General features: G+C 65.3%; 15 protein-coding genes and 1 tRNA gene. 5 read left to right on the top strand and 11 right to left on the bottom strand.

Features of this window, described 5'->3' with window-relative positions; translation table 11 throughout:
- The 9 genes from LJE63_11045 to rpmF all read right to left on the bottom strand — a co-directional run.
- Nucleotides 1-120: transcriptional regulator NrdR (locus LJE63_11045; GenBank protein ID MCG6907142.1), on the bottom strand; the 120-nt coding region annotated here is incomplete at its 3' end.
- Nucleotides 117-596 carry a cytidine/deoxycytidylate deaminase family protein gene (locus tag LJE63_11050; protein ID MCG6907143.1) on the bottom strand — a complete coding sequence of 160 codons (480 nt, stop codon included), beginning with the start codon at nucleotides 594-596 and terminating at the stop codon, nucleotides 117-119. The genes LJE63_11045 and LJE63_11050, both read right to left, overlap by 4 nt.
- A complete protein-coding gene (locus tag LJE63_11055) occupies nucleotides 596-1,864 on the bottom strand; it encodes a serine hydroxymethyltransferase (GenBank protein ID MCG6907144.1) in 1,269 nt (422 codons plus the stop codon). The genes LJE63_11050 and LJE63_11055 overlap by 1 nt, the downstream gene beginning before the upstream one ends.
- Before the next feature lie 89 nt (nucleotides 1,865-1,953).
- The gene (gene rpiB / locus LJE63_11060) at nucleotides 1,954-2,412 is read right to left on the bottom strand and encodes a ribose 5-phosphate isomerase B (GenBank protein MCG6907145.1); all 459 of its coding nucleotides are present in this window, start codon (nucleotides 2,410-2,412) and stop codon (nucleotides 1,954-1,956) included.
- Between the two features lie 225 nt (nucleotides 2,413-2,637).
- The gene (gene fabF / locus LJE63_11065) at nucleotides 2,638-3,879 is read right to left on the bottom strand and encodes a beta-ketoacyl-ACP synthase II (GenBank protein ID MCG6907146.1); all 1,242 of its coding nucleotides are present in this window, start codon (nucleotides 3,877-3,879) and stop codon (nucleotides 2,638-2,640) included.
- Nucleotides 3,880-4,004: 125 nt separating this feature from the next.
- Nucleotides 4,005-4,235, bottom strand: coding sequence for an acyl carrier protein (gene acpP, locus LJE63_11070; GenBank protein MCG6907147.1), 231 nt, complete (start codon nucleotides 4,233-4,235; stop codon nucleotides 4,005-4,007).
- A 72-nt stretch (nucleotides 4,236-4,307) separates the two neighbouring features.
- Entirely contained in the window at nucleotides 4,308-5,054 is a 747-nt protein-coding gene (gene fabG, locus LJE63_11075; GenBank protein MCG6907148.1) for a 3-oxoacyl-[acyl-carrier-protein] reductase, read from the bottom strand.
- The gene (locus LJE63_11080) at nucleotides 5,051-6,727 is read right to left on the bottom strand and encodes an acyl-CoA dehydrogenase family protein (GenBank protein ID MCG6907149.1); all 1,677 of its coding nucleotides are present in this window, start codon (nucleotides 6,725-6,727) and stop codon (nucleotides 5,051-5,053) included. Before LJE63_11080 ends, fabG begins: the two co-directional genes overlap by 4 nt.
- A gap of 176 nt (nucleotides 6,728-6,903) precedes the next feature.
- Nucleotides 6,904-7,086 (bottom strand): 50S ribosomal protein L32, encoded by a 183-nt coding sequence (gene rpmF, locus LJE63_11085; GenBank protein ID MCG6907150.1) that lies wholly within the window; start codon nucleotides 7,084-7,086, stop codon nucleotides 6,904-6,906.
- A 403-nt stretch (nucleotides 7,087-7,489) separates the two neighbouring features.
- Between rpmF and gltX the strand changes: the two genes are divergently transcribed.
- Nucleotides 7,490-8,896: a glutamate--tRNA ligase gene (gene gltX, locus LJE63_11090; protein MCG6907151.1), complete on the top strand. Its 1,407-nt coding sequence runs from the start codon at nucleotides 7,490-7,492 to the stop codon at nucleotides 8,894-8,896.
- 75 nt (nucleotides 8,897-8,971) lie between these two features.
- Nucleotides 8,972-9,045 (top strand) — tRNA-Gln (locus LJE63_11095).
- Between the two features lie 77 nt (nucleotides 9,046-9,122).
- On the opposite strand, the gene LJE63_11100 is transcribed toward LJE63_11095, so the two are convergent.
- Nucleotides 9,123-9,938: a ZIP family metal transporter gene (locus LJE63_11100; GenBank protein ID MCG6907152.1), complete on the bottom strand. Its 816-nt coding sequence runs from the start codon at nucleotides 9,936-9,938 to the stop codon at nucleotides 9,123-9,125.
- Nucleotides 9,939-10,258: 320 nt separating this feature from the next.
- Between LJE63_11100 and glgP the strand changes: the two genes are divergently transcribed.
- Complete coding sequence (gene glgP / locus LJE63_11105) at nucleotides 10,259-12,388, top strand: alpha-glucan family phosphorylase (protein MCG6907153.1); 2,130 nt, start codon at nucleotides 10,259-10,261, stop codon at nucleotides 12,386-12,388.
- Nucleotides 12,389-12,426: 38 nt separating this feature from the next.
- On the opposite strand, the gene LJE63_11110 is transcribed toward glgP, so the two are convergent.
- The gene (locus tag LJE63_11110) at nucleotides 12,427-13,449 is read right to left on the bottom strand and encodes a tRNA-dihydrouridine synthase family protein (GenBank protein ID MCG6907154.1); all 1,023 of its coding nucleotides are present in this window, start codon (nucleotides 13,447-13,449) and stop codon (nucleotides 12,427-12,429) included.
- Between the two features lie 127 nt (nucleotides 13,450-13,576).
- Here LJE63_11110 and LJE63_11115 point away from each other — a divergent pair, with 127 nt between their 5' ends.
- Nucleotides 13,577-14,413, top strand: coding sequence for a CYTH domain-containing protein (locus LJE63_11115; protein MCG6907155.1), 837 nt, complete (start codon nucleotides 13,577-13,579; stop codon nucleotides 14,411-14,413).
- On the top strand, nucleotides 14,410-14,957 hold a 548-nt coding region (locus LJE63_11120), incomplete at its 3' end, for an MFS transporter (GenBank protein MCG6907156.1). The genes LJE63_11115 and LJE63_11120, both read left to right, overlap by 4 nt.

Consider the following 14,957-nt stretch of genomic DNA (forward strand, 5'->3'; position numbering starts at 1 on the left):
GGTCGTGAAGCGCCGGTGGCAGACGATGCACTCCCGGCGCCGGCGGATGACGGAAGCGTCCTTGCTCAAACGGGAGTCGATGACCTTGTTTTCGATTTCGGAACAAAACGGGCACTTCATGGGGCGCCTCCCTGATTTTCGGGTTCGAAATGAATCACTTCGACCCCGGCCTCCGCCAAAAGCTCCTGGGACATGGGATCCGCGTAGGCATTCTGGTAGTAGATTTTTTTTATGCCGGCATTGATGATCATCTTGGCGCAGATGGCGCAGGGCAGGTTGGTGCAGAAGAGCGTCGCCCCCTGGATGCTGACCCCCAGGTAGGCCGCCTGGATGATGGCATTTTGCTCGGCGTGAATGGCCCGGCAGAGCTCGTGGCGCTCGCCGGAGGCCACCTTGAGCCGCTCCCGCAGGCAGCCCACGTCGATGCAGTGCTGGGCGCCGCTGGGGGCCCCGTTGTAGCCCGTGGCCAGGATGCGCTTGTCCTTGACGATCACGGCCCCCACGGCGCGCCGCAGGCAGGTGGAGCGCTGGGCCACGAGGGCGGTGATTTGCATGAAGTAACTTTCCCAGGAGGGGCGGCTGCGACCCGCGCTCATCATACCTCCCCTGGGGCCCGGTCGCAACCACCGTAAAGCGGAAAAGCCTCGCAAAGTTCCATGATCCGTTTGCGGGTGGCGGTCACGGCGCCCTCGTTTTGGGGCTGTTTGAGCACCGCCGCAATCATCCCCCCGATGGCGCGCATTTCCGGCGCCTGCATGCCCCGGGTGGTGACCGCCGGGGTGCCGATGCGGATCCCGCTGGTGATAAAGGGGCTGCGGGTCTCAAAGGGGATCGAATTCTTGTTGACCGTTATGCCGGCCCGGCCGAGCAGGGTTTCGGCCTCCTTGCCGGTGATCCCCAGGTTGGTCAGATCCACCAGCATCATGTGGTTGTCGGTGCCGCCGGAGACCAGCGCGATCCCTTCGGCCAGCAACTGATCGGCCAGAACCCGGGCATTGGCGACGATGGTTTCCTGGTAAGTCTTGAATTCCGGGCTCAACGCTTCCTTGAAGGCGACGGCCTTGGCGGCGATGGTGTGCATCAGGGGGCCGCCCTGGATGCCGGGAAAGATCTGCTTGTTGAAGATACCGCCGAGATCCGAGCGCGCCACGATCAGGCCGCCGCGGGGGCCCCGCAGGGTCTTGTGGGTGGTGGAGGTGACCACATCGGCCAGGGGCACCGGCGAGGGGTGGAGACCTGCGGCCACAAGCCCCGCAATGTGGGCCATGTCCACCATCAGATGGGCGTCCACGCTGGCGGCCGCCCGGGCGAAGGCCTCGAAGTCGATGATCCGGGGGTAGGCGCTGGCGCCGGCCACGATCAGCCGCGGCCGGTGCTCGCGGGCCAGCCGCGCCAATGCGTCGTAGTCGATGGTGCCGGTTTCCCGGCGCACCCCGTAATGTACGAAATTAAACAGCCGGCCGGAAAAACTGGCCGGGCTGCCGTGGGTCAGATGGCCGCCGTGGGCGAGGTCCATCCCCAGAACGGTGTCACCGGGCTGCAGCAGGGCGAAGTAGACCGCCATGTTGGCCTGGGAGCCGGAGTGCGGCTGGACATTGGCGTAGGCAGCGTCAAACAGCCGCCGGGCACGTTCGATGGCCAGGTTTTCGGCCACATCGACGAACTCGCAGCCGCCGTAGTAGCGCCGGCCGGGGTATCCTTCGGCGTATTTGTTGGTCAGGACGCTGCCCTGAACGGCCATGACGGCCGGGCTGGCGATGTTTTCGGAGGCGATCAGCTCCAGGGTGTGGCTCTGGCGGTCCAGCTCGCGGGCGATGACCGCGGCGATCTCGGGATCGACTTGCTCAATCACCGTTGCTTTCAAAAAAGGGTTCCTCTGCGATGGCCGTGTGGCGGTATAAATGCTTGACAAACGTGCGCTCCCGGACCTGGGGGGCGGGCCGCCCCCCGGGTCTATTGCTTGTGGCCCAAGCGGTCGAACTTGTCCAGCCGGTCCTGGTGGCGGCCGCCTTCGAAGGGGGTTTCCAGCCAGGCCCGGACGATTTCAAGGGCCAGCCCTTCGCCGACGACCCGCCCGCCCATGACGAGAATGTTGGCGTCATTGTGCCGCCGGCTCATCAGGGCCGCGAACAGATCGTTGCACAGCGCCGCCCGGACGTGGGGGAAACGGTTGGCCACGATGGACATCCCGATGCCGGTGCCGCAGATCAGAATCCCGCGGCGGTATTCGCCGCGGGAAACCGCCCGGGCGACCTGCGCCCCGAAATCCGGGTAATCCACCGAGGTCGCCGCGTGCGTGCCGACATCCCGGACCACGATTCCCATTTGCGTGAGATAGGCTTTGACCGCCTCTTTCAGGGCAAATGCGGCGTGATCGCTTCCAATTATAATCGGACTTTCTTTTTCGGGCATGCTGGGAACCTCGAATATCGGTTTCCACCGATAATGCCGGTGATTGATAAGACGAATTAAGGAATTTATAGTCTGGCGGAGCGGATCGCAAGAAAAAAAACGGAGCGGCCGGATTTTCGTGGAGGGTGGGGGGAAGCGGGCAGTGACGGAATCGTCCTCCGGTGGTCCGCTGCAGACCGACCCGGCCGCCGCCGCGCGGGGGAGGTCACGGCAGCCGGGCAGCCGTCAGTCCGGGTGCCGCTTCAGAATCAACGAGGCGTTGGTCCCTCCGAAGCCGAACGAGTTGGTCATGGCCACCCGGATGGCCGCCTGGCGGGCGACCCCGGGAACGTAATCCAGGTCGCACTCGTCTGCGGGGTTCTCCAGGTTGATGGTCGGGGGCACGACCCCGCGCTGAAGCGCCAGCGCTGTAAAAACGGTTTCGATGCCGCCGGCGCCGCCCAGCAGATGGCCGGTCATCGACTTGGTGGAGCTGATCATGAGGGAGCGCGCGCTTTCGCCGAAAACGGTCTTGACCGCCCGGGTCTCGAACAGGTCGTTGAGCTGGGTGGAGGTCCCGTGGGCGTTGATGTAATCGATCGCGGCCGGCTCTAGTACGGCGTCCTGGAGGGCCGCCGCCATGCAGCGGGCCGCGCCCTCGCCGTCGGGGGGAGGCGATGTCATATGGTAGGCGTCGCCGCTCATGCCGTAGCCGATGATCTCGGCGTAGATCTTCGCCCCCCGCTCCAGCGCCGCCTCGAGGGTTTCCAGGATCAGGATACCCGAGCCCTCGCCGACAACGAAGCCGTCTCGGTCGCGGTCGAAAGGCCGGGAGGCCTTCTGGGGGTCGTCGTTGCGCGTGGAAAGCGCCTTCATGGCGTTGAAGCCGGCAATACAGGTGGGGGTGATGACGGATTCCACCCCGCCGGCGATCATCGCATCGGCGGCCCCGCGCTTGATGATATTGACCGCATCGCCGATGGCGTGCGCCCCTGCGGCGCAGGCGGTGGCCACCGAGGAATTGGGGCCTTTGGCGCCGAACTGGATTGAGATCATGCCGGGGGCCATGTTGCCGATGATCATGGGGATGTAAAACGGGCTGACCCGCCGCGGCCCCCGGGTTTCCAGTACCCGGTTGGTCCGCTCGAGCATCGCCAGCCCCCCCAGCCCGCAGCCGGTCAACACGCCGACCCGGTGGGCATTGGCGCGGTTGATCTTCAGGCCGGAGTCCTCCAGCGCCATGCGCGCTGCGGCGATGGAGTAGGAGATATGCGGCTCGAGCCGCTTGGCCTCCTTCTTGGGCAGAAAATCCTCGGGTTTGAAGCCCCGGACCTCGCCGGCAATCCGGGTTTCATACTCGGAGGCGTCGAAGCGGGTGATTTCCCCGATTCCGGACTTTCCGGCGCACAAGCCCTGCCATGTCTCTTCGACGCCGATCCCCAGCGGCGTAACGAGCCCCACACCTGTGATCACAACCCGCCTGTTCAAAGCGCTTCCTCCCCCGTCCCCATCATCCGCCTGATTCATCCCCTGCCGCGAACCAGCCGGGCCGGCCAATTTTTAAGGCCGGCTGGCATTCACCCGACCCCGATTCGAACTGGCGGCCCATTTCCTCACGAGTGGCTGGCGATGTAGTCCATGGCATCCTTGACGGTCGCCATCTTCTCGGCATCCTCGTCGGAGATCTCGACGTCGAACTCCTCCTCCATGGACATGATCAGCTCGACCAGGTCCAGCGAGTCGGCGCCCAGATCGTCCACAAACGAGGCCTCGGGAACAACTTCCGCAAGATCGACGCTCAATTTCTCGGATATGATTTTCTTCACCTTATCTTCAACTGACATGGCTTACCCCTCCTTGGAAAAAATAGTGTTTGCAAATGCGTGAAAACGTGAGCGGGCCGCGCCGGCCCGATTTTATACGTACATGCCGCCGCTGACGTGCAGCACCTGTCCGGTCAGGTAAGCCGCCCGCTCGGAGGCCAGAAATTCGACCACCGCGGCCACCTCCTCGGCCGTGCCGGGGCGCCCCAGCGGAATCTGGGCGACCATCGCGTCCCGGGCCTTTTCGCCCAGGGAGACGGTCATGTCGGTCTCGATGAACCCCGGGGCCACCGCATTGGCCGTGATCCCGCGGGAGGCCAGCTCCAGCGCGACCGCCTTGGTGAAGCCGATCAGCCCGGCCTTGGAGGCGACGTAATTGGCCTGACCGGGATTGCCGGTGACCGCCACCACCGAGGAGATGTTGATGATGCGGCCAAAGCGCTGCTTCATCATCGCCTTGGCGGCCAATTTGGTGCAGAGAAAGGCGCCTTTGAGATTGGTGTCCACCACCGCGTCCCAGTCTTCGGCCTTCATCCGAACCAGCAGGCCGTCGCGGGTGATGCCGGCGTTGTTGACCAGCACGTCGATTCGCCCGGTTTCGGCCAGCACCTGGTCGATGAAGGCCTTGACGCTGACTTCGTCGCTGACATCGGCCTGGATGCCGGTGGCCCGGCCCCCGGCCGCCGCCGCCAGCTGCTCCACCTCGCGGGCCGCTTCGGCCGCGGCGGCATAGTTGAAATACACCCGACAGGTGGGAACGGCGAAGACCCGGCAAACCGCCCGGCCGATGCCCCGGGAGCCCCCGGTGACCACCACGGTGCGCACGCTTGTTTCGCTCATGAGGATCGCTCGAAGATGAAATCCGCCACCCGGTCCATGTCGGCGATGACGGAAGATCCGCTCAGAATCAGCGTTTGATGGGACACCGCCTGAAGGAAGGCGTCGGCCTCGGCGGTGCTGAAGACCCCGGAGCCGACCACGATCTTGTTCAGGTTGACCGCCACCCGCTCGGCCACTTCGGCAGCGAAGATCCGCGCCATGTGGTGATATTTGGCCGCCTGGGGGTCGGCCTGGCGGGCGTGGGCGACGGCGCGGCGGGCCATGCTGGCGCCGATCTCCACGTGGGTCATCATGTCCGCCAGGGCGAACATCAGGTACTGTTGCTTGGTCAGGCGGTTTTCATGCACCAGGTCAATGGCGGCGTTGAGGACCGTGGCGGCCTGGGCCAGGGTCCGGCAGCCCGGGTCCTCGGGCCCGGCGTCGGCCAGGCGCGCCATTTCCGCGGCGATGTCACCGTAGAAGCCGCCCCTGGTTTTGCGGGAGGTCTTCCAGCGAAAGGTGCTGATGATGCTCTGCTGGATTTCGCTGGTGCCCTCGTAGATGCTGGTGATGCGGACGTCGCGCTTGATTTTCTCGACTTCGAACTCGCAGATGTAGCCGTATCCGCCAAGGGCCTGCATGGCGTGTTCGGCCGCGGTGTTGGCTGCTTCGGTGGTGAAGAGCTTGGAGATGGAGCCCTCCACCTGGAGGTCTTCGTCGCCGGAGTCCAGCCGCAGGGCCACCTCGTCCATGTAGGCCTCAGCCGCCGCCAGGCGCACCACGCTGGGAACGATCAGCTTGTGGGTGTAGCCTTGCTTTTCAGAAAGCGGCCCGCCGAACTGGATGCGCTCGGCGGCGTAGCGGATGGCGATTTCCATGGCCGCCTCACCGGCCCCCAGGGCCATGGCGGCCACCATCAGGCGGGTGTAGCCGAACACCCGGTTGGCCTGCTTCAGCCCCTGACCGGGAACCTCCCCGATCAGGTTTTCAACCGGCACGTAGACATCGGTGAAGGACAGCGGCGAGGTGTTGGATGCCCGAATGCCGTGTTTTTCCTCGCCCTTGCCCTGAACGAAGCCGGGGGTTCCGCGCTCGACGATAAAAAAGGAGGGGCCCTCCGGGGTTTTGGCCAGAACGGTGACAAAGTCCGCATAGCCCCCGGTGGAGATGAACTGCTTGGTGCCGTTTAAAGTGTAGCCGAGGACCTTGCCGTCCGCGTCGGTGACCGGGTCGGCCTTGGTTTTTAAGGCCGCCAGGTTGCTGCCGGCCCCGGGCTCGGTCACCGCATAGGCCACCAGGGTATCGCCCGAGGCGATCGCCCCCAGCCACTTCTCCTTCTGCTGGCGGGTGGCGCCGACGAAAATCGGGTCGGCCCCCAGCTGGATGGCAAAAAATGCCGTCCCCACGCCCAGGCAGATCCTGCCCAGCTCACGGGTGACGGCGCAGGTGTCGCGCGCCCCGCCGCCCATGCCGCCGTATGCTTCGGGCAGAAAAAGGAGTTGCAGGCCGATCTCGGGGCCCAGCATTTCGCGGATCTCGGCTTCGGGGAAGATCTCCTTTTTGTCGAACTCTAGGATCTTTTCCTTGGTCAGAAGCCGTTTGCGCAGCTGGCGAATGGTGTCCACCACCATTTGCCGGTCCTCGGGGTCCAATCCCCGGGGGGGCTTGGCGGCTTCGATCACGTCAGTCGTCATGGGTGGCACCCTTTTCGGTTTAATCTTAACGGTTCCGCAAAAAGTTTAATTTCTGCGTTGCGCTGCATCTCGAAGTCGCTGCGGCGTACAGGAGTACGCCGCACGCCACTGAAATTTGCGCGCCGTAACTTGAACTTTTTGCGAAACCGTCTGTTCTTTGAATTATCAATGGTTGTTTAATCTTCCTCGGTTTTCACAACGTCCCGCCCCTTGTAGACCCCGCATTCCGGGCAGACATGATGCGGCAGCTTGGCCTCGCCGCACTGGGGGCATTTGGTGATGGCAACCGCCGCCAGTTTTTTGTGGGCCCGGCGCATATCCCGCTTTGACTTAGAGGTTTTGTGCTTTGGTAAGGCCATGAGTCATCTCCTAACTATATGTTTTAATTTGCAATATTTAACCCTAAACCCCTTGCGGGAAAAGATGTTCTCTAGTAATTGAAATCATCCCGATTGTCAAGAACTTTCACAGGCGCCTTCCATTTTTGACATCTTGTAGTTGCCGGGGTTCTGTGCTATGGAGGCTTGCCGACGGCTGAAGACGGAACCGGTTACATCACAAGGCTTTGTAAATACAGACTATTTTTCAGCCCAAGCGAAAATCGGGGCCGGCCCGGCAACCCGCGGCGGTTTCGCACGGGCACATCCGCCGGCGCCTGCCGGGCACCCGCCGGGCTTGCCGCGGGCAACGTCGCCCGAATTTCTCATAACTCAAAGAAAAAAATTTAACTAGTTATTTTCCAGCGCCCCAAGGTGAGTCAAAATGAAGGAAATCGTCACCCGCTTTCCCCCCAGCCCCAGCGGTTACCTGCATGTCGGCGGGGCCCGGACCGCGTTGTTCAACTGGCTTTACGCCCGCCACATGGGCGGCCGCTTCGTTCTGCGGATCGAAGACACCGACGTCGCGCGTTCCACCCAGGCCTCGGTGGACGCAATTTTCGAGGCCCTGGCGTGGCTGGGCATCGACTGGGATGACGGCCCCTACTACCAGTCCCGGCGCCTGGCCATCTATCAGGAGCACATCCAGCGGCTGCTGGCAGCCGGCCACGCGTACTACTGCACCTGCCCGCCGGCGGCGGTGGAGGCCATGCGCCAGCGGGCCATGGCCAGCGGCGGCAAACCCCGCTATGACGGCACCTGCCGCGAAAAAGGGCTTTCCGGCGGGGAGGGCGCCGTGGTGCGCTTCAAGGTCCGCCTGGAGGGCACCACCGTGATCCCGGACGTGGTCAAGGGCGAGATCGTCTTCCAAAATTCGGAGCTGGACGATTTCATCATCCAGCGCAGCGACGGCACACCCACCTACAACCTGGCGGTGGTGGTGGACGACATCACCATGGGGGTCAACACGATCATCCGCGGCGACGACCACGTCAGCAACACCCCCAAACAGATCCTGCTCTTCCAGGCCTTCGGCTGCCCCCTGCCGACTTTCGGTCACGTGCCCATGGTCCTGGGCAAGGACAAGGCCCGGCTGAGCAAGCGCCACGGCGCCACGTCGGTGACCGCCTACCGGGACATGGGCTTTCTGCCCGAGGCCTTCCTGAACTATCTCGTCCGGCTGGGGTGGTCCTACGGCGACCAGGAGTTTTTCACCGTTGCGGAACTGGTGGAAAAGTTCTCCCTGGAGAACATCGGCCGCTCGGCGGGAGTCTTCGACTTCGAGAAGCTCCTGGCACTGAACGCCGACCACATCCAGGCCATGTCCCCCCGGCAGCTGGCGCCGCGCTTGATCCCCTTTTTGGCGGCCGAAGGGGTCGCCGCCGAGGAGGGTGCCTTTATCGAACAGGTCATCGCAACCCTCCAGCCCCGCAGCAAAACCCTGGTGGACATGGCCCGCGACGCCCGTTTCTACTACGCCCAGACCATCGTCTACGACGAACAGGCGGCCGCCAAATTCCTCACCCGGGATGCCCTGGAGCCCCTGGAGCGCCTGGCACAACAACTGGAAGGCCTTCCGGCCTTCACCCACGAAAGCCTGGAGGGCGCCTTTCAGGCCGTGATGGCCGCAACCGGCTTGAAGCTGGGCAAGATCGCCCAGCCCGTGCGGGTGGCCCTGACCGGGCGGACCGCCAGCCCCGGCATTTTCGAAATTACCGAGATCATCGGCAAGGACAAGGTCCTGGAGCGCCTGCGGGCCGCGACGGCCTTCATCCAGGGCCGCGCGGCGTGATGCCGGCGCCGGTCGGCCGGCGGTTTTTTTCTTGACGGCCGCTCGCGCTTTTTGATAAAAGACCCGGATAATCACTGAGGGATCGTCTAGTGGCAGGACGACGGGTTCTGGCCCCGTTAACCTAGGTTCGAATCCTAGTCCCTCAGCCAAAACAATGAAAAAGGAGCGTGGCCGCCGCCAACGCTCCTTTTTTTATTGCCCGTTTTCAGGCCTCCGGGGCGCGAGACTACCCCAGGGAGACGTCCAGGGTCATCATCACGGCAAACCCCACCATGGCCCCGACCGTCGAGACATCGGTGTTCTTGTCCAACTGGGACTCCGGTATCAGCTCCTCGATCACCACGAATATCATCGCGCCGGCGGCAAACGCCAGGGCGTACGGCAGAATCGGACGCATCAGGATGACCGCGGCGGCGCCCAGCACGCCGGCAATCGGCTCGACCACACCGGAGAGCTGACCGTACCAGAAGCTCTTGAGGCGCGATAGCCCCTCGCGCCGCAGGGGCACCGAGACCGCGGCACCTTCGGGAAAATTCTGGATGCCGATCCCCAGCGCCAGCGCCACCGCCCCGGCAAGAGTCGCCGACGGCAGGTCCGCCGCCAGGGCCCCGAAGGCCACCCCCACCGCCAGCCCCTCAGGAATGTTGTGCAGGGTGATCGCCAGCACCAGCAGAACGCTGCGCCGCCAGTGGGTCTGGATCCCCTCGGCCTCCTCGCGCGGCAATCCCAGGTGCAGGTGGGGCAGGATTTTGTCCACCAGCCACAGAAAGGCGCCGCCGGCCAGAAAGCCCAGCACTGCCGGTACCCACGCCGGCAGGGGCCCCTCTTCGGCCATCTCGATGGCGGGCGCCAGCAGCGACCAGAAGCTGGCGGCGATCATCACCCCCGCCGCAAACCCCAGCATGCCGTTCAGCATCCTGCGGTTGATGGTCCTGAAAAAAAACACCATCCCGGCGCCCAGGGCAGTCACAAACCAGGTGAAAAGGGTGGCCAAAAGGGCCTGTGTCACCGGGTTCAGCCCTGTAAACCACTGGAATAGCATGCTTCTGCTCCTGTCAAATCGAAATCATCGCCAAACTCCAAAAACCGCCCAAAAGCGGCGGCCCGCCGAGGCGGTCTGCCACCCATACACGGCAATCCGGCATCAGGCAAGCAAAAATCCGGCAGGGTGCAGCGGCCCAAACGACGGACGATTGCGGCCGGAGGCAAAAGCGCGCCGCAACTTCCCGTTGAGCGCCGGGCGGCACTGTGATAGAAATATTCTATTCGTTTTGGATCCGGCCGCCACACAATTCCCGGGGCTCCACAGCCACCCGGCCAGATGTCGCCGGGGCCCCATTTGCCCACACAGGAAGGCCCGCGATGAACCACACCGCGCTCTTTGCCCACCTGCCGCCGCGCCTGGCCGGCCTCGCCGACCTGGCCGAGAACCTCTGGTGGAGTTGGCACCCGGCGGCCCGCATGGTTTTCAAACGCCTCAACCGGCGGGCCTGGAAGGACAGCGGCCACAACCCCGACAAGCTCCTGCGCGAGCTCTCGGCCGAGGCCTTGACGGCCGCGGCCCAAAACCCGGACTACCGGCGCCACTACGATCTCACCCTGTCCCACTTCCGTCAAGGCATCCAGCCGCGGGCCTGCAGCCTGCTGAACAACGGGGCCGAACCCGGCCAGCCGGCCATCGCCTATTTTTCGGCCGAGTACGGCCTGCACCACTCGCTGCCCTTCTACGCCGGCGGCCTGGGCTTTCTGGCCGGGGATTTCATCAAGGAGTGCAGCGACCTGGCGGTGCCGCTGGTGGCAGTCGGGTTCATGTACCCCGAGGGCTACCTCTGCCAGCGCATCCGCGAGGACGGCTGGCAGGAAAACCGCGACGAACCCCTGGAGCGCGATGCCGCCTCCATCGCCCGGGTGCTGGACGCCGACGGCCGGCAGGTGGTGGTGCGCGTCCCCCTGGTGGAACCCCCCATCCACGTGGCCGTGTGGCAAATCGACGTCGGGCGGGTGCCCCTTTTCCTGATGGACACCGACATCGACCTCAACGACCCCTGGAACCGCGCGATCTCCGCGCGCCTCTACATCGGGGACCGCGAGCAGCGCCTGCGCCAGGAGATCGTTCTGGGCATCGGCGGCTCCAAGGTACTCGAAACCCTTGGCATCCGCCATTCGGTGCTGCACCTCAACGAGGGCCATGCGGCCTTCGCCCTGCTGGAGCGTATCCGCGAGAGAGTCGCCGCCGGGATGGGGTTCGCGGAGGCCTTGCGCCAGGTTCAGGCCACCTCGGTGTTCACGACCCACACACCGGTGCCGGCCGGCCACGACGTCTTTCCCTTCCCCCTGATGGAGAAGTACTTCAGCGCCTACTGGCCGGCCCTGAACCTGGAGCGCGACGCCTTCTTCCAGCTGGGGGTGCACCCGGAGGAACCCCGGGCCGGTTTCAACATGACGGCCTTCGCCCTGCGGGCCTCGGGCTACCGCAACGGGGTGAGCCGCAGGCACGGCGAAGTCGCCCGCCGGATGTGGCAGTGTCTGTGGCCGGAGCTGCGAACCGAGGAGGTGCCCATAAACCATGTCACCAACGGCGTGCACGTGCCCTCCTGGATCGAGCCCAAGCTGGAGTTGCTCTTCAACCGCTACCTGGGGCCAAACTGGCTGGAAGACCACGACAACCCCCTGCTCTGGGAGATGGTGGACGAAATCCCCGACGACGAACTGTGGCAGACCCACTACTGGCTCAAAATCAAGCTCATCAACGCCATCCGCGAACGCACGCGCCGGCGCTGGGCCGCGGACCACGTCAGCCCCTCGATGGCCATGGCCGGCGGGGTCCTGCTGGATCCCGCGGTGCTGACCTTAGGCTTCGCCCGCCGCTTTGCCACCTACAAGCGCGCCGATCTCCTCTTCAGCGACCCGGAGCGCCTGAAAGGCCTGCTCAACAACCGCTGGGAGCCGATTCAGGTTATCTTTGCCGGCAAGGCCCACCCGGCCGACGAACCGGGCAAACGCCTGCTGCAGCGGGTCTTCAATGCCGCCCGGGACCCCGCCATGGGCGGTCGGATCGCCTTTGTGGAAGACTACGACGAACAGTTTGCCCAGTACCTGGTGCACGGGGTGGACGTCTGGCTCAACACCCCCCTGCCGCCGCTTGAGGCCAGCGGCACCAGCGGGATGAAGGCGTCCCTGAACGGTGTCCCGCAGCTCAGCATCGGCGACGGCTGGTGGCTGGAGGGCTACGACGGGCAAAACGGCTGGATCTTCGGCGAGGATAGCGGGCCGGCGGAAGTCCGCAACCAAGCGGATGCCGAGAGCCTTTGCCGGCTGCTGACCGAAACGGTGATTCCCCTCTACTACCGGGTCGCCGACAGCGGTGTGCCCCACGACTGGGTCCGGGTGATGAAAGCCGCCATCAAGAGCAATGCCCCGCGTTTTTCCGCGCGCCGGATGGTCAAGGAGTATATCGATCAATTCTACGGCCGGGCGCTGCAGGACACCTGAAAGCGCCCGGCCAGACCGGCAGCGGCGCCCCGGGCGCCTCACCGCATGAAATTCATGTTGGGGCGTTTCGTGGGTGCGGGGTCGCCGGCAAAAAACCGGCGCAGGCCATCGGCCGCCGCCGCCAGGCAGTCGACGTTGAGCAGGTGCGCATAGAGCGTGTGGCCAAAGGGATAATTGGCGCAAAAATACTGCGCCCAGCGTTTGAAGCGCCGCAGGGCGCGCACCGGGTCGTAATGGCCCTCCAGCAGCCGGACCATTTCAAGCGCCGCATGCGCAAAGACCTCGGGCCCCGGCCGCAGGCCGTCGGCGATCTGGGCGAAAATCCAGGGCCGGGCAATCGCCATGCGGCCGATCATCACGCCGTCACAGCCCGTGGTGGCGATCATGCGGCGGCAGTCCTCGGCATCGAAGACGTTGCCGTTGCCGAAGACCGGGATGGCCACGGCCGCCTTGACCTGGCGGATGTAGTCCCACTTGGGCGGGCGCGCCCGGCGGTCCGGCGCCACCCGCGGGTGAAAGGTCAGGGCGTCGGCCCCGGCGTCTTCGAAGCGCCGGGCCATCTCCACGGCTGCCGCGGGGTTGTCCTGCCAGCCGGTGCGGTATTTGACGAAAACCGGGATCGAAACGGCCCGGCGCACGGCGGCGACGATGGCCGCGGCACGCGCCGGATGACGCAGCAGGGCGGCCCCGCAGTTCTGGCGGCAGATAGCGGAGACCGAGCACCCCAGGTTGATGTCCACGCCGAAAAAGCCCTCCCCGGCGACGCGCGCCGCCGCCGCCGCCATGACCTCGGGCTCGGCGCCGAAGATCTGGCAGACCAGGTGCGCCAGCTCCTGGGGCCGCCAGCGGAAAAAGGCCGATGCAGCCGGGCTCTCGCGGGGCAGCCGCTTGGCACTGCACATCTCGCTAAACAACAGGCCGTAGCCGCCGAAGCCCGAGAGCAGCTCGCGGAAGGCCACGTGCCCCAGGTAGGTCATGGGCGCCAGGGCCAGCCGGCCCAGGATTTGGCGGCCGCCCACCGTCAGCGGCTGATGCAGGAATTGACGCAAATCGGTTTCCATCGGTCTCCTTGTCGCCCCGCATGCGACGCCGCCGGGGGCGATTTTTCAAAGTTTATCAGGTCCCAGGGGAATTTCAACTGCCCGATTGCGGTTGAAAAATCCCGTCAACCCCATTATGGAACCCCCCATGACGCCAGAGCGCACAACCGCCCACAGGGCGCCCTTGGAAACCGAGGTCAAACTGGTGGTCTGCGCCCCGGCCCCCGGCCGGGTGGCCGCGGCGGTGGCGGACCTGACCCGCATCGGGGCTTACCGCCTGGCACCCGGCCGACCGCTTCAGATCATGGACCGCTATTTCGACACCCCCGACGGGGCGCTGGATCGCAGGGGCCTTGGGCTGCGGCTGCGCGACCAGGACGACCGCTGCCGGGTGACCCTCAAGGGCCCTTCCCGGAGCGAGCGACCCGGATTGACCCGGCGCATGGAGCTTGAGCTGTTCTGGGGGGCGAAAGGGCTGGCGGCGATCCTGGAAGCGCTTTCCGCCGAAGGCATCGCCTTGCTGCCGGGGGCCGCCCCCGGGAGGCACGAACCCGCGGCGGCCGTTCTCGCGCGCCACGGCCTCGCCCCGATCCAGGAGCGGGAAACCCTCCGCCAGCTCCGCGATGTTTTCGAGGCCGAAAGCAAATCAATCGTTCCACTGGCGGAAATGGCGATCGATGCGGTGGCCTATCGCTGGACCGCGGGCACGGTGGGCCACCATGAAATCGAGATCGAGGCTTGCCCGGGAACCGGGGCCACCCTTCTGCTGGCACTGGCCGGCCGCCTGCGGACCCGCTTCACCCCGTTTTTGCAGCCCTGGGCCTTCAGCAAGCTGGCCACCGGCCATGCCGTAGCCCACCTGATGGCCGCCGAGGGCGGCGCCGGCCTGGTGGACGACGCCCAGCATCTCCTGCCGCCGGCTTATGACCGACTGCGCCAGATGATGTCGACCGGCGTACCCCCACAGCGTTCCCACACGCCATGAGCGCCCCCAGCCCGCTTCCGACTGCCGCCGCCTACCCGGCCCAAGGGGCCGGACTGCGAACCCGGTTGGGGGTTGTCCTCTTTCTGACCGCCCTCTTCTACCTCAACTTCCTGGCGCGGATCCTGCCCGCCCCCCTGATGCCGGTCATCGAGACCGACCTCGGCATCGGCCACGGGGCAGCCGGGTCGCTCTTTCTGCTGATCTCAGCCGGCTACTTCGTGGCCCTGGCCGGCTCCGGTTTCATTTCGGCCCGAATCCGGCACCGCCGCACGGTGGCCCTTTCAGCCGGCCTGATGGGCCTCGCCCTGGTGGGCACCGCCTTGTGCCAGAGCCTCGCGGCGATCCGGGTGGGGCTGGTTCTGACGGGCTTCGCCGCCGGGCTCTACCTGCCCTCGGGGGTCGCCACGCTGACCACCCTGATCCACCCCCGCGACTGGGGCAAGGCCATTTCGGTGCACGAGCTGGCACCCAACCTAGCCTTTGCCACGGCGCCGCTGGTGGCCGAGCTGCTGCTGGCCTTTTTCAACTGGCGCACGGCCTTCGC

The organism is Desulfobacteraceae bacterium (assembly GCA_022340425.1).
Lineage (GTDB): Bacteria > Desulfobacterota > Desulfobacteria > Desulfobacterales > JAABRJ01 > JAABRJ01.

What these genes read in the sequence shown, in the direction of transcription:
- LJE63_11050 (MCG6907143.1), bottom strand. Translation starts at nt 596, where the DNA reads ATGAGCGCGGGTCGCAGCCGCCCCTCCTGGGAAAGTTACTTCATGCAA.
- rpiB (MCG6907145.1), bottom strand. Translation starts at nt 2,412, where the DNA reads ATGCCCGAAAAAGAAAGTCCGATTATAATTGGAAGCGATCACGCCGCA.
- acpP (MCG6907147.1), bottom strand. Translation starts at nt 4,235, where the DNA reads ATGTCAGTTGAAGATAAGGTGAAGAAAATCATATCCGAGAAATTGAGC.
- fabG (MCG6907148.1), bottom strand. Translation starts at nt 5,054, where the DNA reads ATGAGCGAAACAAGCGTGCGCACCGTGGTGGTCACCGGGGGCTCCCGG.
- LJE63_11080 (MCG6907149.1), bottom strand. Translation starts at nt 6,727, where the DNA reads ATGACGACTGACGTGATCGAAGCCGCCAAGCCCCCCCGGGGATTGGAC.
- rpmF (MCG6907150.1), bottom strand. Translation starts at nt 7,086, where the DNA reads ATGGCCTTACCAAAGCACAAAACCTCTAAGTCAAAGCGGGATATGCGC.
- gltX (MCG6907151.1), top strand. Translation starts at nt 7,490, where the DNA reads ATGAAGGAAATCGTCACCCGCTTTCCCCCCAGCCCCAGCGGTTACCTG.
- LJE63_11100 (MCG6907152.1), bottom strand. Translation starts at nt 9,938, where the DNA reads ATGCTATTCCAGTGGTTTACAGGGCTGAACCCGGTGACACAGGCCCTT.
- glgP (MCG6907153.1), top strand. Translation starts at nt 10,259, where the DNA reads ATGAACCACACCGCGCTCTTTGCCCACCTGCCGCCGCGCCTGGCCGGC.
- LJE63_11110 (MCG6907154.1), bottom strand. Translation starts at nt 13,449, where the DNA reads ATGGAAACCGATTTGCGTCAATTCCTGCATCAGCCGCTGACGGTGGGC.
- LJE63_11115 (MCG6907155.1), top strand. Translation starts at nt 13,577, where the DNA reads ATGACGCCAGAGCGCACAACCGCCCACAGGGCGCCCTTGGAAACCGAG.